The organism is Bacillus pinisoli (assembly GCF_023036475.1).
In the GTDB taxonomy this organism is placed as follows: Bacteria; Bacillota; Bacilli; order Bacillales; family SA4; genus Bacillus_BS; species Bacillus_BS pinisoli.
Map to the genome: position 1 here is coordinate 35,693 of NZ_JAJQKI010000006.1, position 19,287 is coordinate 54,979.

The following is a 19,287-nucleotide window of genomic DNA, read 5'->3' on the forward strand; positions in this document are numbered from 1 at the left end:
GAAGGCAGCTGACAAAAAAATCAGCTGCCATTTTCTATGTTGTATGGACTTTAACACGTTAGAGCATCGGGGGCCAGGCCCCCGATGCTCTAAAGTGTTAAAGTGAATGCCTGCGATTAGTTGATTAAAGCTAGAAATCTCTGGTATTATCAGTATATTGTTAGTGTACCGATATTCGGAGGTGAAGGGTAAATGTCACGTATTTCTAAGGATCAAGTGATGCACGTAGCTAATTTAGCTCGTTTAGCAGTCACAGAAGAAGAGGCAGAACTGTTTCAGAAGCAATTAGATGCGATTATTACATTTGCAGAGCAATTAAATGAATTAAACACAGATGATGTAGCACCTACCTCACATGTACTTGAGATGAAGAATGTACTGAGGGAGGACAAGCCTGGAAAAGGACTTCCTGTAGAGGAAGTTATGAAGAATGCACCTGATCATAAAGATGGACAAGTTCGCGTTCCAGCGATTCTGGAGTAAGGGAGGGAAAAGTATGTCATTGTTTGACCATAAGATATCTGAGTTACATAGTAAATTACATAAGAAAGAAATCAGTGCTACAGACCTCGTTGATGAATCGTATAAGCGAATTCATGCTGTTGAGGATAAAGTTAAAGCGTTTTTGACTTTAAATGAGGAAACGGCTCGTGCTCAAGCTAAAGAAATAGATGACCAGCTCGGAAATAAAAATGAGTTCGGACTGTTGTTCGGACTTCCCATTGGGGTAAAGGACAATATCGTCACAAAAGGACTTCGCACTACATGTGCTAGTCAAATCCTTGCAAACTTTGATCCTATATATGACGCTACAGTTGTGGAAAAGCTACATGCAGCCGAAGCGATTACAATTGGAAAGCTTAATATGGATGAATTTGCGATGGGTTCCTCAAATGAAAACTCAAGTTTTGTAGCGACAAGAAACCCTTGGAATACCGATTATGTCCCAGGAGGTTCTAGTGGAGGTTCGGCTGCAGCTGTTGCGGCAGGTGAAGTACTATTCTCTCTTGGCTCTGACACGGGTGGATCTATACGACAACCAGCAGCCTATTGTGGAGTCGTTGGTCTGAAGCCTACATACGGAAGAGTTTCTCGTTATGGTCTAGTTGCCTTTGCTTCTTCTTTAGACCAGATTGGACCAATCACGAATACGGTTGAGGACAATGCGTACTTATTACAAGCAATATCAGGACAAGATCCGATGGATTCAACTTCCGCCAACGTGGAAGTACCAGATTTCTTATCCTCTTTAACAGGAGATGTAAAAGGTTTAAAAATCGCTGTTCCTAAGGAATACCTTGGTGAAGGTGTACAAGATTACGTTCGCCAGTCAGTCCTAGATGCACTGAAAGTACTAGAAGGTCTTGGTGCAACATGGGAAGAAGTATCCCTTCCACATTCCAAATATGCCCTAGCGACTTATTACCTACTATCTTCATCAGAAGCATCTGCGAACCTAGCACGTTTTGACGGAGTACGTTACGGAGTTCGTTCTGATAACGCCAGAAATCTACTTGAGCTTTACAAACAAACAAGAAGCGAAGGCTTCGGTGATGAAGTAAAACGCCGTATCATGCTTGGGACCTTCGCATTAAGCTCAGGTTATTACGATGCTTACTATATTAAAGCTCAAAAGGTCCGTACTTTAATTAAACAGGACTTTGAGGACATTTTTGAAAAATATGATGTCATTATTGGTCCGACAGCACCTTCACACGCGTTTAAGCTTGGTGAAAAGACAAAAGACCCGATGACCATGTATGCAAACGATATTTTAACCATTCCGGTAAACCTCGCAGGAGTACCTGGAATCTCTGTGCCGTGCGGATTCTCTGATGGACTACCACTTGGTTTACAGATCATTGGTAAGCATTTTGACGAATCAACCATATACCGAGTTGCTCATGCGTTTGAACAGGCAACCGACCATCATAAACAAAGACCTAATCTATAAGGGGGGATAGACAATGAACTTTGAAACAATAATTGGACTTGAAGTCCATGTCGAGCTAAAAACGGACTCAAAGATCTTTTCTAACAGTCCGAACCATTTTGGAGCGGCCCCTAATACACAAACAAGTGTTATTGATTTAGGGTATCCTGGTGTTTTACCGGTTTTAAACAAACGAGCAGTTGAATATGCAATGAAAGCGGCGATGGCATTAAACTGTGAAGTCGCAACACATACGAAGTTTGACCGTAAAAACTATTTTTATCCTGACAATCCAAAAGCATATCAAATCTCTCAATTTGATCAGCCTATTGGTCAAAACGGGTGGATTGAAATTGAAGTAAATGGTGAAAAAAAGAGAATTGGCATTACCCGTCTTCATTTAGAAGAAGATGCAGGAAAGCTAACTCACACGGGTGACGGCTATTCACTAGTTGATTTCAATCGTCAAGGCACACCACTAGTGGAGATCGTTTCAGAACCAGATATTCGTACACCTGAAGAGGCTTATGCGTATCTAGAAAAGTTAAAATCCATTATTCAATACACTGGCGTTTCCGATTGTAAGATGGAGGAGGGTTCCCTTCGTTGTGATGCGAATATCTCCTTACGTCCAATTGGGCAGGAAAAGTTCGGAACAAAGACGGAGCTGAAAAACTTAAATTCATTTGCTTTTGTCCAAAAGGGTCTTGAATTTGAAGAGAAACGTCAGGAGAAGGTTTTGCTTTCTGGTGGAGTAATTGAACAAGAAACACGCCGCTATGACGAATCAAAGAAAGAAACGATTTTAATGCGTGTAAAAGAGGGATCCGATGATTATCGATACTTCCCAGAGCCAGATCTCGTTCCGCTATATATTGATGAAGAATGGAAAGAGCGCATTCGAGCAGAAATTCCAGAACTTCCAGATGCACGTAAAAAGCGTTATGTAGAAGAGTTTGGATTACCAATCTATGATGCTAATGTTTTAACCGTGACAAAGGAAATGTCTGATTTCTTTGAAGCAACCGTTAAAAGCGGAGCAGATCCGAAGTTAGCTACAAACTGGTTAATGGGTGATGTATCAGCCTACTTAAATTCTGCTGGTAAAGAACTTGATGAGATTGCGTTAACACCAGAAAGTTTAGCGAAAACGGTAAGCCTCATTCAAGATGGAACCCTTTCCTCTAAGCTAGCGAAAAAAGTATTCCAAGAGCTTCTAGAAAAAGGTGGAGATCCTGAACAAATTGTTAAAGAGAAGGGGCTAGTCCAAATCTCTGATGAGGGCACACTTCGTAAAATCGTGACGGAAACACTTGATGCAAATCCTCAATCAATAGATGATTTCAAAAGTGGGAAGGAACGAGCGATTGGCTTCCTAGTTGGTCAAATTATGAAAGCAACAAAAGGCCAGGCAAATCCACCATTAGTAAATAAAATATTGCTAGAAGAGATTAAACTTAGATAACAATATCAAGCAGTTAAAAAGCACTCTACAAGGAGTGCTTTTTAATGCTTAGTTGAAGAGATATGATCGATCTCTTTAAAAGATAAGGTATAGACTGATTTTTCATCATCGTTATAAAGCTGGATATATTTTTCATTCATATCATATGCTAATAGTCTTCCATAAAGTCGGACACGTCCTTTTTTTACTTTCATTAAATCAACGTATATGAGTTCATTTGAAAGAATCCAAGCGTTAAAATTTCTCTCCCAAGTCTCCATTAATTTTCCCCCATTACCATTTAAAGATTTTCTTAGTATGCTGAGTAGCCTTGCAATTTATAATCCATCATAGAAAATAGAGCATACTGACCATGTGAAAAAATTGGATATGTATAAATTTTCCGGTATAATAGAAAAGGCTTATTTCAAATACATATGGTATAAGGCCTAAATCCTAAGAATATACTCTCAAAAAAAGTGTGTGTACTAGTTTTAAAAAGAGAACGACATTCCCATAAATATAAATAACAGGATGATGAAAAATGAAACGTGCGAGAATAATCTATAATCCAACTTCAGGAAGAGAGCTTTTCAAAAAGCATTTACCAGAAGTGTTACAAAAGTTAGAGCAAGCTGGCTTTGAAACATCTTGTCATGCTACCACAGGGGCTGGTGATGCAACGAGAGCAGCTAGCCTAGCAGTTGAGCGCAGGTTTGATGTGGTGATTGCAGCGGGTGGAGATGGAACCATTAATGAAGTAGTCAATGGGCTTGCTGAACAGGAGTACCGACCAACATTAGGTATTATTCCAGTAGGGACAACCAATGACTTTGCCCGTGCCATCGGGGTACCCAGAACGATTGAAGAAGCAACGAACATCATTTGTGAAGGTGAAACGCTTCCGATAGACATCGGGAAAGTAAATGGTCAATTCTTTATAAATATAGCAGGTGGTGGAAGATTAACGGAATTGACGTATGAAGTGCCAAGTAAGTTAAAAACGGTACTTGGCCAGCTTGCCTATTATTTAAAAGGAATGGAAATTCTACCGTCCATTCGTCCAACTCAGGTTGAAATTGAATATGACGGAAAGGTTTTTGAAGGAGACATCATGTTGTTTCTAGTATGTAACACAAATTCAGTCGGTGGATTTGAGAAACTTGCTCCTGCAGCCAATTTTAGTGATGGGATGTTTGACTTAATTATTCTAAAAAAAGCGAATCTAGCTGATTTTGTAAAAATTGCGAGCCTCGCCTTAAAAGGGGAACACTTAACGGATCCTCATATCATCTATACAAAAGCAAACCGAATTAAGGTGAGTACGACCGATAAAATGCAGTTAAACTTAGACGGTGAATATGGTGGAGTCGTACCAAGTGAATTTATTAATTACTATCAACATTTAAATGTATTCGTAGCAAAAGAAAAAGTGACGCAGATATACGGTTAACTAAAACAGATCCAGACGGGTCTGTTTTTTTTGTTATCCAGCAACAACTATTGATTTCTAATGACCATCTTACTCACCTCTGCATATTTTACTATGAGGTGAAAAGTGTGGTACATGAGGGATTGTTTTTATATGGGAATCTCATTTTGACGGTTATGTTATTTATGTATATTTTTAGAATTCGGAGGCTGATTGGTTTTCAGCTGGGGATGAATATATCGATGATTGCTGGAGGTATGGTTGCCATTACAACGGGTGTATTGTTGATTGCACAGTTTCCGTTACAGTTTGCACCTGTGACGATTGTTACTGCCATTTTAGGAATGGTGGTTGGAGGAGTGTTCGGAGCGCTTTTTGACTATCAAACGATGCTTACGGGTTGGGCAAACGGACTAATGATGGGATTAATGGCGCCAATGGTAGGGGCTGTTACGGATGGGTCTAGTTTATTCTTGTGGTTTATGGAACTGGCGTTAATTGTAGCATATAGTTTTGTTGCGATTTCAGCCAGAGGAACATAAAGGGTGTGAACCAATGGTTATTTTACTAACGTTCGTGCAGCTTCTAGTTATCTTTCATACGTATTATTCCTTATCCCAACGTAAGGAATTATTTGATGACCGCTTTGGAAAAAATTATACGTTCGCTTCTACAGGTGTTAGTAGTTTCTTTCTAGCTATGATGCTCATATTTCTTATCCCTGGGACTTCCTTTATGGTCATTGCAGCAGTGATAGTCGGAGTCTTGCTAGGTGCATTATTTGGTTCTTTATATAAGATGCAAACGATACTTCTAGGGATTTGGAACGGAGGAATTGGAGGATTAATGGGAAGTATGTTGGGATTAGTGGTATTAGATCCTTCGTTATGTGGGTTACCAGGGACAGCTGCCCGAGATATCGCAAATAATATAATCCTTTTCTCTATATTTGGGACGATCATTCTATTTACCACCATGTGGTTGGTTAGGTTTTCACTTCGCGTGTAAGGAGGGACATGATGAAAAAATGGATATGGGTCATGCTGGTAGTGGCTGGATCGGTACTGGTCTACTTCTTATGGCCAAATGATGAAAAACTGCCAGCATTGAAAAGTATAGAACCCTTTCAGGTAGAGACAATGGAAGGTGACACCTATGATTTTAATAATAATAAAGTAAAAATCGTGGCTTTCTTTTATACAAACTGCCCTGATATATGCCCTTTAACGTTTGTGGATCTAAAGCAATTACAGGAGCAGTTAAAAGAAAAAGGGACATTCGCTGAAAAGATCGAGTTTGTAACTGTCACCCTAGATCCAGAGTTTGATACGAAGGAAAGATTAGTACAATATGCAAACGCATTTGACGTAGATCCTACGGGCTGGAAGGTAGTCAGAACTTCTCTAGAACAGACAGACGATATTGCAACCGATTTTCAAATGAGTTTTAAGAAAGAAGATAACTTTATTGTCCACCGGACTACCATGTATCTAGTTGACGCTGACCATAAAATTCGTGCCTTATACGATATGGCTGATCCAGATGAAAAGGTAGACCTTAATCAGATTATGATGGATTTAACAGAACTTGTTGAGTAAGGCTTTTCGTATAAAAGAGACTTGAGTAAATAGCTTTCACTACCCTATCTATGATAAAATGACGGCAGTCATCTAATAAAAAGGCTGTTACTAAAATGGAATAACGGATAAGTACAGAGCCTCTAAAAAGGAAGAAGTATATGTCAAAGGGTATAACACCAATAGAAAAAAATGAATTATATCAGGTTACCTTTCAAGATTTAACACATGATGGTGCAGGTGTGGCGAAGGTAGAGGGATTTCCTATATTTGTCGCAGGCGCACTTCCAGGTGAAAAAGGAACCATTAAAATAGTTAAAGTAAAAAAAGGCTATGCCTTTGGTCGGTTAATGGAGCTTGAAACAAGAAGCGATGATCGCGTGGAGCCTGCATGTCCTATTTATAAACATTGTGGAGGCTGTCAACTTCAGCACATGAGTTATGAAGGACAACTAGAAGCTAAACACAAGCAGGTCGTTGAGGTACTCGCAAGAATTGGTCAGATTCAGGATGTACCTGTGCATCCTGTCATGGGGATGGACGAGCCGTGGCGCTATCGAAACAAAGCACAGGTACCAGTGGGAGAACAAGAAGGTGGCTTAGTAGCCGGTTTTTATCAGCAACGCTCTCATGACATTATTGATATGGAAGAATGCCTCATTCAAGAGCAAATTAATGATGATCTTGTTCAGGCCGCGAAAAGAATCTGTGACACACACGGCGTTCGTGCCTATAACGAAGAGCGACATAGCGGGAACTTGCGTCATATCATGGTGCGCTATGGTCAGGTAACGGGCGAAGCCATGGTGGTGCTTGTTACGAAAGAGGATAAGCTACCGAATCAGGATCAAATTGTCGACGAGATTAGGAAGATTTCACCTAGTATAAAATCAATCGTGCAAAACGTAAACAGTAAGAAGACAAATGTCATCATGGGGGATCATACAAAGGTCCTCTGGGGCGAAGAGTATATCTATGACTATATTGGTGACATCAAGTTTGCCATCTCAGCTAGATCGTTTTACCAGGTCAATCCGAAACAAACAAAAGTATTATATGATCAAGCATTGAAATATGCAGAGCTTAATGGCAGTGAGACCGTCATCGATGCCTACTGTGGTATTGGGACCATCTCACTATTCCTTGCTCAGAAAGCCAAGCATGTGTATGGAGTAGAAATTGTACCGGAAGCCATCTCAGATGCAAAGCGAAATGCTAAAATCAATAGTATGCAAAACGTGGAATTTGCAGTTGGAGAGGCAGAGAAAGTCATCCCATGGTGGTATGCTCAAGGAGTTCGAGCGGATGTACTCGTGGTAGATCCTCCACGTAAGGGCTGTGATGAAGCATTACTACAGACAATTATTAAAATGAAGCCAAAGAAGGTTGTATACGTATCCTGTAATCCAGCTACACTTGCCCGTGATTTACGAGTACTAGAGGACGGCGGATATAAGACGACAGAAGTGCAGCCAGTGGATATGTTTCCACATACGACACATGTGGAGTGCGTAGCATTGCTAAAACTAAAGGGGCATGAGTAGCTTAAGCCCTTTCATGCTGTTGGGGTTTTTAAAATTAAAGTGTATTTTAATAGAGCCTCTTCAAACACCTCAATATTACTAATGAATTTGTGATAGATTTGATTTTAGAAGGCACGGAAGCTAATACATACTCCCCTAAAGGGACAGATGAAAAAAATCTGTTTCCTTTGGGGGAGTATTTTGTATGGCTAGAAGAGAATCTTCTAAAGAAGAAAAGTATGAAATTTTAATAGCATACGAAAAAGGAGAATTAACATTAAGGAATTTTTCCAAATACATTAGAAGAGCTGGCATTTCTCTAGCTGCATACTATAAGTGGTCAAACGAACATCTTCTGCCATGAACTTGAGAATGAAGGAACTTTAAAAGAGATGAAAGCTCTTCACATAATAAGTAATCAGGTATAGATCAAGGACTTTCGTTTTTTTGATTAAATAAGCTATAGCTATAAAAATAAGAAATAAATATATTTTCTATTTAATAATAAGAATTCCCCCCCCCTTAAATACCCACAAGCTTTCGTATAGAATAGTAGAAAGATTGATAAAGGCAAACCCATTGAAAAATGGTGACGCAAAGCTAGAGGGACTAACGGGTTATACCCTATGTCAGCCAGCTGCCGATCGCTCGTACGGAGTGGCTTTTATCAACCTTCAAAAAAGTATAAAAGGGAGAGAGAAGCTTGAACAAGAATTTTAAATCTTTACTGTCTGCAGGAGTTTTTACAGGAGCACTATTATTTGGAACATCGGCTTATGCGAATGAGGATACAACCGCTACTACGGAAAAAGTTATTGAACTACCAGTAGAGGTGCCATTAGTAACACCAGGGGTTACTCCAGATAGTTTCTTTTATTTCTTTGATCAAATGAGTGAAAATATCCAGTTATTATTCACAACAGATTCCCAGAAGGAATCAGAGTTATTATTACAGTTTGCTCAAGAACGTTTATCTGAATCTAGTCAAATGGCTGTAGATTCAAAGGATCAATACATCACCAGTTTAATAGATTCGTATTTAGCTACTTTACAGGAAGCTCAGGAAAAGGTATCAGAGGTTGTTATTGATGAAGAAATTGATCAACAAGTAAAAGAAGACCTGACAACTGAATTAGAAAATGCAACAACAGTTGATCCAGCTGTTGAAAATGTATTAGATGAGCAGCAATTAGCGGTTTTAACTGATAAGAAGCAGGAAGCATTCCTTGTAGCGAATATTGTGAAGGATTTAGATGCTGAAAAAGTAAAGGCTTTACGTGCTGAGGGTCTTGGATTTGGACAAATTGTTAAGGTCATTACTTTAGCTGAAGCGAGCGGAAAGACGGAAGCAGAAATTGTGGCATTGTTAAAGGATGAGAGCAAGGGCTTTGGTGAAATTGCTAAAGAACTAAATGTAGAGCCATCGGCAATTGTTAAAAAAGTAATCAATAAAAAAGAAGATTTAATAGAAGAAGCCTTTGAAAAAGCATTAGAATCAGGTGATCAAGCAGCAATTGAACAATTAACAAAAGCAATGGAAACGATTAATAAACAAAAAATAGAATATGAAATTGTAAAGGAATATGCTGAGCTTGAAAAGGAAACAGCTGAAAAGTTAACAAACATTCAAGAAAAGCTAGCAGCAGGAGAAATAACACAGGAAGAAGCTGACAAAAAGATTGCAAAGCTAAAGAGGAAAGCGGAAGAAGAATTAGCTGAATTAAAAGAGGAAGCTGAAGAGGAAGTAACCGAACTAGAAGAGGAAATGAGCGAAGAGCTTGAAGAAGATGAAGAAAAGCATGAAGATGATGAAGATTTAGAGGAAGAACAGGAGAAAAAAGCTGAAGCTGTAAAGAAAAAGGAAGAAGAGCAAGCTAAAAAAGACCGCGAAAGACAAAAAGAATTAACTGAAAAACAAAAGAAAGAAGCATTAGAAAAAGAGCGTAAAAGACAAAAAGAATTAGAGGAAAAGAAGAAACAGGAAGAAGAAGCAAAAAAGAAAGCTGAAGAAGAACGTAAAAAGCAAGAAGAACAAGAAGATCAGACTGAAGATGAAGAAGACCAAGAAGACCAAGAAAACCAAGAAGACCAAGAAGACCAGGAAGATGAAGAACAGGACGAAGACGAAGAGTAATATTCAAAGGAGCCCTTTTAAAGGGCTCCTTACCATTTAGGTTTCTCTCTGTATAAGAAAGGTCCTTGGAATGAAATGACATTAAATAGTCCTTTACCCCTGTGAGAATAAAATAGTATGCTAAAATTGTCGAATTTTTTTGTAAATTAGGGGTGAACACCATGCAAGAGGAAACACTAGCTGATTTAATATCTGAAGCGGTCAATGGTTATGAATTAGCTAGAGAAAAGCTAATCCGACACTATAAGCCATATATTCTAAATGCAGTCGGTCACATTACTGGGCGATATATTACCTGGAGTGATGAGGAGGCAAGTGTGGGCTTGTTAGCATTCAACCGTGCCATTGATACATTTAATGCTAACAGCGGTAGAACATTTTTGAACTATGCTTACCTATTAATTAAAAGGGATCTAATAGATTTTTTTCGGAAAGAAAAGAAGAACGTGAATCTTCATATAAAGGTGTCGGGAGTCGAAGCTACCTCTTCGATTGAGATAATAAAATCAATGGAGTCCTATCGAGAGGTAGTAGAAGCAACAGATTTAGTTGAGGAAATCTTAGAATTTAGTGAGATTTTAAGTCAATTTGGGATTGACTTCGAAGACCTTGAAAAGTATACACCTAAACATAGAGATACGCGAGCTAGTTTAATAGAAATGGCTCAGCATTTCTTAAGCTTTCCGGATCTAATAGACCAATTTATTAAGAAGAAGCGTATTCCTGTCACATCATTTATACAACGAACAAACTATAGCCTGAAGACAATTGAACGGCATCGTAATTACCTTGTAACCATTATAATTGTAGGTTTGCATCCTGAATGGAGGCGCTTATCACAATATATTCAAATTCCAATGGGAAGTGTACGAGTATGATAAAAAAGAAAAAATATAAAGGAATCGTTATTAAGGTAACTCCAGAATATATCGTGTTGATGTGTCAGGAAGGGTCCTTTAAAAATGTCCCCCGTTCTGTCTCAGACTTTCCTAAAATAGGTCAACCTTTTACTTATAAGGAAGAATGGTCGGGACTTTCAAAATGGCATTATTTATCTATGGTTTCTGTTCTATTTTTATCTATTATTGGATTTGCTTATTTTACTTTTAGTCAGACCGAAGAAGCCTATGTCTTGGTACTCGACATTAATCCTAGTATAGAAATTTACGCGGATGAGGATTTATCGATTATGAGACTACAAGGGTTAAATCAGGATGGTAAAAAAATAATTCATTCCTTAGATCCTAATGTTAAAAAAGTAAATCAGTTGGTTTCAGAAATTGTGAATCAATCAGTCAAACAGAACTTTTTGAAAAAGACGGACAAAGGGTTAGTCTCAATTAGCGTCATCCCACTTAACGAAAAAGTAGTGCAGGTACCTCAGGGCATTCAACTTGCTGTTGAAAATTCCTTGCAGGTACACAAAATTGATGCAAAAGTTAGTGTGAGATCGGAAACGATACAGGTGCTTCATAAGGCACAGGAATTAGAGCTTTCTATTAATAAATTTCGTTTATATGAAGAGTTAAAAGCAGAAGGAATTACTATAGAATTAGATGTGTTACGTAAACAAACAATTCTACAAATAAACCAGCTCAAGGATGCTGATTTAAAAGAGCGATTAAAGCAAGCTAAAGAAATAAGTTCTCCAGATACTAAAGCAAAGAATACCGAAGTTAAGGCACGTCAGCAAGAGTCCTCAGAGAGTGGGGCAATAAATAAGAAAGAAGAAACTAAGATAACTGACCATAAGAAAGTAATAGATGAAAACAAGGAAAAAAGTAAAAAGCAAGAACCTCAAAGGAAAAACAATAATGCTGTTAATAAAACTGAAGATGAAGATAGGGAAGAAGAAAAAGACGATATTGAGGAAGTAGAAGAAATAGAAAGCGATGAAGATTCTAGAGATGACATTGAAAAAACTGAAGAAAATGAGACAGATGACGTCCCAGATAAAGACGCAGAAGAAAACTCAGAAGAAAAATCAGAAGAAAAATCAGAAGAAAAATCAGAAGAAAAATCAGAAGAAAACGATGAACTAGAGGATACTGATAAGGATTAAACGTAGGATAAGGTGGATATTTGTTAGACCTTATTATTATCTTCTATCTAGTTAATTTCATTAATACATAAAATATTAATGAAGGATTATTCACTATAAAACTGTAAATTATTGATTCTCCAATAAAACATTACATCCCAAAGGAAAAGTAAAGTGTACACACCACTCACCACACTATCTGAGATCACTATCTAAGCCACGTTGAGGTAGTATCGCAGATGACTTTAAAAGAAGAACCAGGCTCCTGTTAAAAGGGGAATCTGCAACGTTTCAATTAGAGGAGGGGCACTCCGGTAATCTATTACCGGAGTGCCATTTTTTTCATATAGACTGAGTTAATCGGTAGGATGTAAAATTTCAGTTATTAGATATTCATAATTATACTCTTAGTCATTCCGTTTTCAATTCCTACTATATACCAAAAATAGCTTCTCGCTCTGAAGGTCTCATCCTAATTTTGTCATATATGTTCTGCAGGATTTAGCTCATGTTGCAAACCCCTTCAACCCTCTAAAACTATTACGAAAAATGTGTCACTTAGAGGAGGTAATTATCAATTTAATAGGTTCTATGAGTTATTGACCTTTTGAAAGGCGGTATGCTAGAATCTTATATGAAAATGATTATTGTTATCAATAGAAGCTATTGTGTTCCATTGAAAACTAACATTGACTCTAGTAAACCAGACAGAAATAGGGATTAGTTACCGTGAATTTTAGGAGTAGTCTTTTCAAGATGTGGTTGCTGGAGGAAGGTAATTATATTTGTAAGTAATATTTTATACAGATGCGAATATTGAAAGGGTGTAAATGGATGAGAAATATAGATAAATATAAAAATGCATTTATTAATGCGCTGGACTTGGAAGAAAATGATGTAAGCGAAGATATAGCACTTGGAGTTACAAGAGAATGGGATTCGATTGGACATATGGCACTCATTTCCGAGATGGAGGATGTTTTTAATGTCTCAATAGATTCAGAGTGGATTACAGAGTTCAACTCTTACTTATCCGGAATTGAGCTATTGAAGCGCTTAGGAGTGGACTTTATTAATGAATAGTTTCAAAAAACTTGAGGAGTTTGGGAACCGGACCGCTGTATATGCTAATCGAAATTATACTTACTCTGAGATGTTAGAAATTGCTGACGATATCTGTGGTCATGTAGGTGAAAGAACCCTCGTTTTTTGTTTATGTTCCAATAATAAAGAGTCTTTATTTGGCTACGTGGGCTTTATCAGAGGTGGTGTAGTACCTGTACTTTTGGACGCATCGATCCATATTGATATGTTACGCAAACTGATTAACATATATAAGCCTACTTACATTTGGGCAAGTAGTGAAAATCAAGATCTATTAGAAGTAATGGAATGTTCATTTGTGTTTGGAGATTACACATTATATAAATGTCTGACCTATTTCCAACATAATTTACACGAACACCTTGCGCTCCTTTTAACAACCTCTGGAAGTACAGGGAGCCCCAAATTTGTTCGTTTAAGTTATGAAAACATTTTTAGTAACGCTGAATCAATAGTAAAGTACCTTAACATTAATGAAGACGATAAACCTATCACAACACTTCCAATGAACTACTCCTATGGGCTCTCTATCATAAATAGTCATTTCATATGTGGAGCAACGATTATTGTAACGAATGATTCTATTATGAAAAAAGAGTTTTGGGACTTATGTAGAGAACACCAAGTAACAACTTTTGGAGGAGTTCCTTTCGTGTATGAGATGCTTGATAGATTGAAGTTTGAGGAGATCAATCTTCCGAGTTTAAAAAAATTAACTCAAGCAGGTGGAAAATTAAGCTCAACTCTATCTTCCAAATTTGCAAAAATATGCTATGAAAAAGGAATCCAATTCTTTTCCATGTATGGCCAAACTGAAGCAACAGCGAGGATGGCCTATTTACCATGTGAAAAAAATCTTGATAAAGTCGGAAGTATTGGTATTGCCATACCAGGTGGAGAGCTGATGCTACAAGATGATGATGGTAACCATATTACAACGCCTAATGTTAAGGGCGAATTAATATACAAAGGAGCAAATGTATCTTTGGGGTATGCTGAGTCGTTATTCGATCTTTCGAAAAAAGATGAGAACAACGGGATCTTGCGTACAGGTGATCAAGCTTTCTTTGATCAGGATGGATATTTTTTTATATCTGGCCGAATCAAAAGAATGATTAAAATCTATGGAAACCGTATCAGCCTTGATGAAGTTGAAGGACTTTTACAGGAGCATGATCATGATTGTATCTGCGCTGGCACGGATGACCAGATGTATATTTATACATTAAATGATGATGATGTTCAAATAAAAAAAATAATTAAGGAAAAATTAAACTTAAAAGGCTTTAAGATTATGAGAATTGAAGAAATACCACGTAATCATTTTGGAAAGATCCTCTATAGTGAGTTACCTACATGTAAATAATCTGTAGTCGCCTGTAAGAGTAACAGGAAATGTGATACACGTGACTAATCTTAAATACTAAAGATCTGAAACTTAGGTTGTTTCCTTCTAGGAGGAACATTGAAATAACGTGAGTCCTACATTAAAACATTATTTATTCGTTCTTAAGGGTTCGTTACACATTTCAGTGTTTCATGCAAATTGGACAACTTTAGGTTTTTTTGAATCGTCTTATGAAAATCTTAAGTTTATTTTTATTAGGTGATTGTATGGCTTTTATATCAATTGAGTTTCTCCTATTTTTTGCAATAATCGTTTTTACTTATTATTTAATCCCCCATCGATTCAGATGGATTCTTTTAATAGTAGCAAGTTACGTTTTTTATGCAATCATAAGTATCCAGTTTATACCGTTACTACTTGCAAGCACAGCTTTAACTTATTTTACTGGAATTTTCATTGAAAAACAGGAGACAAAAAAACAGAAGAAAAACGTCATGCTCGTTGGTATTTCTCTGCTATTGTTTTTTCTTGGTTGGTTTAAATATTTTAACTTTGTAAATGAATCGATTCGAGCAGTTGCGAATTACTTTAATTGGAATTATTCCGTGCCATACCAGGAAATAGTATTGCCATTGGCGATTTCTTTTTATACTTTTCAGGCAGTAAGTTACCTTGTGGATATCTATTATGGAAAACAAAAAGCAGAAAGACATTACGGCTATTTTTCTATTTATTTTGCATTTTTTCCACAATTGGTAGCTGGGCCGATTGAACGTGCTAAGAAATTGCTTCCACAATTGAAAGCTGAACATCGTTTAAATCATGAGAATATAAGTTATGGGATGAAGCGAATTGCATGGGGGTTTTTTAAGAAAACATTAATTGCAGATCGTCTTGCTCCAATAGTATCTAGTGTATTCGATAGCCCTAACCCGACTGGTTCCCAAATTGTCCTAGCTACTATATTGTTCTCAATACAATTGTTCGCTGATTTTTCTGCGTGTAGTGACATTGCCATCGGATGTGCGAGAATGCTAGGGATCAACTTGACAGAAAACTTTAAGCAACCGCACTTTGCGGTTTCGATATCGGATTTTTGGAATAGATGGCATATAACGCTATCTACATGGCTAAGGGACTATATCTTTTACCCATTGTGTAAAGGTAAAAAGAAAAGAAGTGAAGTTTATGTAGCAATTGTCATTACTTTTTTAGTAAGTGGCATTTGGCATGGAGCCGCTTGGACTTTTGTTTTGTGGGGTCTAATTCATGGGTTTTATCGAGTGTTTGGAGATTATACAAAACATCATCGTGAAAAAGTAGCTTCATTCATTTATTTGGATAGAAATCCAGTGCTACATAAATGGGTGAAAATCGCAATAACCTTCCTTCTAGTTTGCTTTTCTAGAGTTTTTTTTCGATCAGGTTCTGTCACAGAAGCTTTTGAAAATGCACAACTTTTCTTAACCATTAGCTCTTGGAGTCCATTGGGAATTGTTAAAGCATTGGAAATTTTTTCATTACTAGATTTAGTGATTTTTATTTTATTTTTTATCATTTTCCAACTTTTTCAGTATATTGAAAGAAAAAATGTCTCCACATGGAAATTGCTATCGCAGCGCCCGATATTTGCTAGATTTGCCTTTTATATTTTTATCCTTCTATCAGTTCTTGTATTCGGTGTTTCGGGTGAAGGGTTTATTTATGGCGGATTTTAATACAAATTCCATGGGAATTTAGTCGCTTTCTATTCCAGCCATTTATATCATTTTAGAAGGCTCTTTTCTAACATTTTGTTGCTTTTCAAGCTCATATTTCTAAAAACCTACCCTTTTTTGTTCGTAAAACCGAAGTGGTCATTGTTAGAAAAGAGCAACTCTCTATATTTAAAGCACTGGACACTGTACTACCGAGTAAAAATCCGGCTTTTGGGATTTTTACGTAAGCAACAATTTTTACGAAAACAGCCTTTTAGAAAAAGTAACACTGTGTTGAAAGGATTTGCTATGGGACGTTTATTCATTAAGATCACAATGACCATTACTGTTGTTATATTACTGTTTGTGCCAGTAAATAAATTTGTAAAAGATTCTTATGATTACAACATAAGCGGTGCAATACTGGCTTTTAAGAAACATCCATATCCAGTTGATATCATCAATCTTGGTGCATCTCATTCAATGTACGGCTATTATTTTAAGCCTACTGGATTATCTCATCTGGACTTAGCACTTCCTGCTCAGACGATTGAATACGATTTTAAATTGTTAAGAGAGTATGGCAAGTACCTTAAACCAGGTGGAGTAGTAATTGTTTCCATCTCTCAAATTACTTTCGCCAATTCTGAGACCAAGAATATAGGAAACTATTATAAGATTTTAGATCGTAACGAGATCGAACCGTTTCGTTTACTAGATTATTACAGTTACTTGTATGTACCTGGTATAAATAGTGGGAGTTTTAACTCTGCGCTCTCGGGGAAATTGAAGAAATTTAGATGGGATGCTCACCAACCTTGGGCAAATGACGGTAAAAACTACTCGGGAAGAAAGTATGAGAAAGTAGAAGCCCAATACAGAGAAGCAGTTGAAAACAATAACATTGAACGAAACATGAAGCAGTTAAAAGAGATTGTAGATTATTGTCATGAGAAAGGCTACCAAGTCATATTAACCATGGAGCCTGTGCATAAGTCTTATCTAGAATATTTCGATGAGGAAGTCATGGATAGACTCGTGTTTCAGTATTTAAAAGATCTTAAATTAGATGTCCCATTTCTAAATTATATGAGTGATTCAAGATTCGTAAACAATAAGGAATTTTTCATTGATCCAGATCATTTAAACAGAGAAGGAAGAAAAAAGTATTCCTGGATTGTATATGAGGATCTCAAAAAATTGGGCTATGCCATTTATGAGTGATATGAATTTATTCTTGGTAACATTAACCTAGATAGGAACACCTGCCCAAGCAGGTGTTTTTTTGATGTGTCAGGCATGGTAACTTCTAGTGACTTAAGATATGATTATAATAATCTTTATTATTTGAAAGTTTACGATATTTAATGGGAATAATGATAATACTTAAGGCTGTTTTCGTATAGATTGTTTTCAATACTAGATTAATTCTTTTCTAAATGATAAGTATGGTATTTATCGTTGTAAGTGAGTTTCATTTTTCAGAAAAGGTAGTTAGAAAGCAACAAAGTTTTAGAAAGGAGCCTATTATAAAAGACTTATAGAGGAATCTAAATTATTAAAAGGCACAATAACCTACATAACCATGTGAAAAAAAGGCGAATTTTTTTGGAGGATCGCAATGATTGTCAATGATTTAAACGCCATAGAGATTTTAGATAGAATTACAGATGGTATTTTTTCGCTAAATAGAGATTGGAACTTTACTCATGTGAATAAAGAGGCAAGTAGATTGTTGTTTCGTAATCGAGAAGATCTTTTGGGGAAAAATGTTTGGATTGAGTTTCCTGAAGCCGTTGAATTAGCGTTCTTTGAGATGTATAACAAGGCAATGAAGGATCAAGCTCCAGTAGCGTTCGATGCTTATTTTCTGCCACTACATACATGGTTTGATGTAAAAGCCTATCCATCTGAGAGTGGACTTACCGTTTTGTTCAAAGATATTACCGAGAAAAAACAAGAGGCTCTGAAGTCAGAACAACACTATAAATCATTATTTGAACAGCATCCTGATGCCGTTTATTCCTTTGATTGTGAAGGGAATTATTTAAGTGTGAATAAAGGGTTTGAAAAGCTGGTTGGATATAAACATAAAGAGATTCTTAATTCAACATATGAAAGGCTAGTGGATGAAAAGTACCTAACAATAACAAATGACCATTTTAAAAAAGCAGCAAATGGCGTCACTCAAAATTACGATACAGTAGTTATTCATAAAGAAGGTCATAAGGTACCTATCAATGTAACAAATATCCCGATTGTTGTAGATGGTAAGATTGTAGGGGTGTACGGAATTGCAAAGGATATTACCTTACAAAAACATTCTGAAGAAGTACTCGTAAGGTCCGAGAAGCTCTCTGTAGTTGGACAGTTATCTGCTTCTATCGCACATGAAATTCGTAATCCACTCACTTCTTTAAAAGGTTTTATGCAGTTGTTGAAGAGCTCATTAGTAGAAGTACCGTCCTATTATGATATTATGACAGATGAAATTTCTCGAATAGAAAGTATTACGAGTGAACTACTTATGCATGCAAAGCCACAGGCACATTCTTTTAAAGAAGAAGATGTCCTTGAGATTACGGACCAGGTAGTGGTTTTACTGACTTCTGAAGCACTGATGAGCAATGTTGAAATCATAACCAATTACGATTCCATACCACCTATTAACTGTATAAGTAACCAAATTAAACAAGTCTTAATAAATGTAATAAAAAATGCAATTGAAGCTATGCCTAAAGGAGGGCAACTACAGATTGCAGTTAAAAAGATGTCTGAAGAAGAAATCTGTATAAGAATAGCAGACCAAGGGTGCGGAATTCCTCAAGAATTTCTTGAAGAAATAGGAATGCCATTCTACACAACAAAAGAAAAAGGTACAGGGCTCGGCATGATGACAACCTATAAAATTGTTGAAACTCATGGTGGAAAGATCAATATATCTAGTGAAGAGAATAAAGGAACAACTGTTGAAGTGTATCTCCCTGTGAACTACCAAGGTAACGATTCAATTGTTGCGTAGAAGAAAATTTTCAAAAGAATGAGTGTCAATTA

Annotated in this window: 18 protein-coding genes and 1 riboswitch; of the genes, 17 read left to right on the forward strand and 1 reads right to left on the reverse strand. The window is 36.9% G+C overall.

Annotated elements, in window-relative coordinates; genetic code table 11:
* Positions 1-192: 192 nt before the first annotated feature.
* Genes gatC through gatB form a run of 3 tightly spaced genes read left to right on the forward strand, consistent with a single transcriptional unit; the run spans position 193 to position 3,398 of the window.
* Positions 193-483 (forward strand): Asp-tRNA(Asn)/Glu-tRNA(Gln) amidotransferase subunit GatC, encoded by a 291-nt coding sequence (gene gatC / locus LT143_RS10360; RefSeq protein ID WP_246942905.1) that lies wholly within the window; start codon positions 193-195, stop codon positions 481-483.
* Between the two features lie 13 nt (positions 484-496).
* Entirely contained in the window at positions 497-1,954 is a 1,458-nt protein-coding gene (gatA, locus tag LT143_RS10365) for an Asp-tRNA(Asn)/Glu-tRNA(Gln) amidotransferase subunit GatA (protein ID WP_246942906.1), read from the forward strand.
* A 13-nt stretch (positions 1,955-1,967) separates the two neighbouring features.
* Complete coding sequence (gene gatB, locus LT143_RS10370; RefSeq protein WP_246942907.1) at positions 1,968-3,398, forward strand: Asp-tRNA(Asn)/Glu-tRNA(Gln) amidotransferase subunit GatB; 1,431 nt, start codon at positions 1,968-1,970, stop codon at positions 3,396-3,398.
* 41 nt (positions 3,399-3,439) lie between these two features.
* Here gatB and LT143_RS10375 read toward each other — a convergent pair whose 3' ends face one another.
* A complete protein-coding gene (locus LT143_RS10375; protein ID WP_246942908.1) occupies positions 3,440-3,658 on the reverse strand; it encodes a hypothetical protein in 219 nt (72 codons plus the stop codon).
* A 263-nt stretch (positions 3,659-3,921) separates the two neighbouring features.
* On the opposite strand from LT143_RS10375, the gene LT143_RS10380 reads away from it, so the two are divergent.
* The 14 genes from LT143_RS10380 (at position 3,922) to LT143_RS10445 (ending at position 19,255) form a co-directional block, all read left to right on the forward strand.
* Positions 3,922-4,830 (forward strand): diacylglycerol kinase, encoded by a 909-nt coding sequence (locus LT143_RS10380; RefSeq protein ID WP_246942909.1) that lies wholly within the window; start codon positions 3,922-3,924, stop codon positions 4,828-4,830.
* Between the two features lie 209 nt (positions 4,831-5,039).
* Entirely contained in the window at positions 5,040-5,351 is a 312-nt protein-coding gene (locus LT143_RS10385) for a hypothetical protein (protein ID WP_246942910.1), read from the forward strand.
* Between the two features lie 13 nt (positions 5,352-5,364).
* On the forward strand, positions 5,365-5,817 hold the full coding sequence (locus LT143_RS10390) for a hypothetical protein (protein ID WP_246942911.1): 453 nt from the start codon (positions 5,365-5,367) through the stop codon (positions 5,815-5,817).
* Positions 5,818-5,828: 11 nt separating this feature from the next.
* Entirely contained in the window at positions 5,829-6,407 is a 579-nt protein-coding gene (locus LT143_RS10395; protein ID WP_246942912.1) for an SCO family protein, read from the forward strand.
* A gap of 140 nt (positions 6,408-6,547) precedes the next feature.
* On the forward strand, positions 6,548-7,930 hold the full coding sequence (rlmD, locus tag LT143_RS10400; protein WP_246942913.1) for a 23S rRNA (uracil(1939)-C(5))-methyltransferase RlmD: 1,383 nt from the start codon (positions 6,548-6,550) through the stop codon (positions 7,928-7,930).
* A gap of 184 nt (positions 7,931-8,114) precedes the next feature.
* Positions 8,115-8,273 (forward strand): hypothetical protein, encoded by a 159-nt coding sequence (locus LT143_RS10405; RefSeq protein ID WP_246942914.1) that lies wholly within the window; start codon positions 8,115-8,117, stop codon positions 8,271-8,273.
* Between the two features lie 195 nt (positions 8,274-8,468).
* Positions 8,469-8,554: riboswitch (cyclic di-GMP riboswitch) on the forward strand.
* Between the two features lie 58 nt (positions 8,555-8,612).
* On the forward strand, positions 8,613-10,043 hold the full coding sequence (locus LT143_RS10410) for a DUF5667 domain-containing protein (RefSeq protein ID WP_246942915.1): 1,431 nt from the start codon (positions 8,613-8,615) through the stop codon (positions 10,041-10,043).
* A 161-nt stretch (positions 10,044-10,204) separates the two neighbouring features.
* Positions 10,205-10,921: an RNA polymerase sigma-I factor gene (gene sigI / locus LT143_RS10415; protein WP_246942916.1), complete on the forward strand. Its 717-nt coding sequence runs from the start codon at positions 10,205-10,207 to the stop codon at positions 10,919-10,921.
* A complete protein-coding gene (locus tag LT143_RS10420) occupies positions 10,918-12,105 on the forward strand; it encodes an anti-sigma-I factor RsgI family protein (protein WP_246942917.1) in 1,188 nt (395 codons plus the stop codon). Before sigI ends, LT143_RS10420 begins: the two co-directional genes overlap by 4 nt.
* Before the next feature lie 813 nt (positions 12,106-12,918).
* Positions 12,919-13,167: an acyl carrier protein gene (locus tag LT143_RS10425; RefSeq protein WP_246942918.1), complete on the forward strand. Its 249-nt coding sequence runs from the start codon at positions 12,919-12,921 to the stop codon at positions 13,165-13,167.
* Positions 13,160-14,554 carry an AMP-binding protein gene (locus tag LT143_RS10430; RefSeq protein WP_246942919.1) on the forward strand — a complete coding sequence of 465 codons (1,395 nt, stop codon included), beginning with the start codon at positions 13,160-13,162 and terminating at the stop codon, positions 14,552-14,554. The genes LT143_RS10425 and LT143_RS10430 overlap by 8 nt, the downstream gene beginning before the upstream one ends.
* Before the next feature lie 248 nt (positions 14,555-14,802).
* On the forward strand, positions 14,803-16,254 hold the full coding sequence (locus tag LT143_RS10435; protein ID WP_246942920.1) for an MBOAT family O-acyltransferase: 1,452 nt from the start codon (positions 14,803-14,805) through the stop codon (positions 16,252-16,254).
* 288 nt (positions 16,255-16,542) lie between these two features.
* A complete protein-coding gene (locus tag LT143_RS10440; protein ID WP_246942921.1) occupies positions 16,543-17,457 on the forward strand; it encodes a hypothetical protein in 915 nt (304 codons plus the stop codon).
* Between the two features lie 397 nt (positions 17,458-17,854).
* Complete coding sequence (locus tag LT143_RS10445; protein WP_246942922.1) at positions 17,855-19,255, forward strand: PAS domain S-box protein; 1,401 nt, start codon at positions 17,855-17,857, stop codon at positions 19,253-19,255.
* Positions 19,256-19,287 lie beyond the last annotated feature (32 nt).

Coding starts and splice junctions, on each gene's coding strand:
- LT143_RS10420 (WP_246942917.1), top strand. CDS start 10,918: ATGATAAAAAAGAAAAAATATAAAGGAATCGTTATTAAGGTAACTCCA.
- LT143_RS10380 (WP_246942909.1), top strand. CDS start 3,922: ATGAAACGTGCGAGAATAATCTATAATCCAACTTCAGGAAGAGAGCTT.
- LT143_RS10395 (WP_246942912.1), top strand. CDS start 5,829: ATGAAAAAATGGATATGGGTCATGCTGGTAGTGGCTGGATCGGTACTG.
- sigI (WP_246942916.1), top strand. CDS start 10,205: ATGCAAGAGGAAACACTAGCTGATTTAATATCTGAAGCGGTCAATGGT.
- LT143_RS10385 (WP_246942910.1), top strand. CDS start 5,040: ATGAATATATCGATGATTGCTGGAGGTATGGTTGCCATTACAACGGGT.
- LT143_RS10440 (WP_246942921.1), top strand. CDS start 16,543: ATGGGACGTTTATTCATTAAGATCACAATGACCATTACTGTTGTTATA.
- gatA (WP_246942906.1), top strand. CDS start 497: ATGTCATTGTTTGACCATAAGATATCTGAGTTACATAGTAAATTACAT.
- LT143_RS10405 (WP_246942914.1), top strand. CDS start 8,115: ATGGCTAGAAGAGAATCTTCTAAAGAAGAAAAGTATGAAATTTTAATA.
- gatC (WP_246942905.1), top strand. CDS start 193: ATGTCACGTATTTCTAAGGATCAAGTGATGCACGTAGCTAATTTAGCT.
- LT143_RS10430 (WP_246942919.1), top strand. CDS start 13,160: ATGAATAGTTTCAAAAAACTTGAGGAGTTTGGGAACCGGACCGCTGTA.
- LT143_RS10435 (WP_246942920.1), top strand. CDS start 14,803: ATGGCTTTTATATCAATTGAGTTTCTCCTATTTTTTGCAATAATCGTT.
- LT143_RS10445 (WP_246942922.1), top strand. CDS start 17,855: ATGATTGTCAATGATTTAAACGCCATAGAGATTTTAGATAGAATTACA.
- LT143_RS10425 (WP_246942918.1), top strand. CDS start 12,919: ATGAGAAATATAGATAAATATAAAAATGCATTTATTAATGCGCTGGAC.
- rlmD (WP_246942913.1), top strand. CDS start 6,548: ATGTCAAAGGGTATAACACCAATAGAAAAAAATGAATTATATCAGGTT.
- LT143_RS10375 (WP_246942908.1), bottom strand. CDS start 3,658: ATGGAGACTTGGGAGAGAAATTTTAACGCTTGGATTCTTTCAAATGAA.
- LT143_RS10390 (WP_246942911.1), top strand. CDS start 5,365: ATGGTTATTTTACTAACGTTCGTGCAGCTTCTAGTTATCTTTCATACG.
- gatB (WP_246942907.1), top strand. CDS start 1,968: ATGAACTTTGAAACAATAATTGGACTTGAAGTCCATGTCGAGCTAAAA.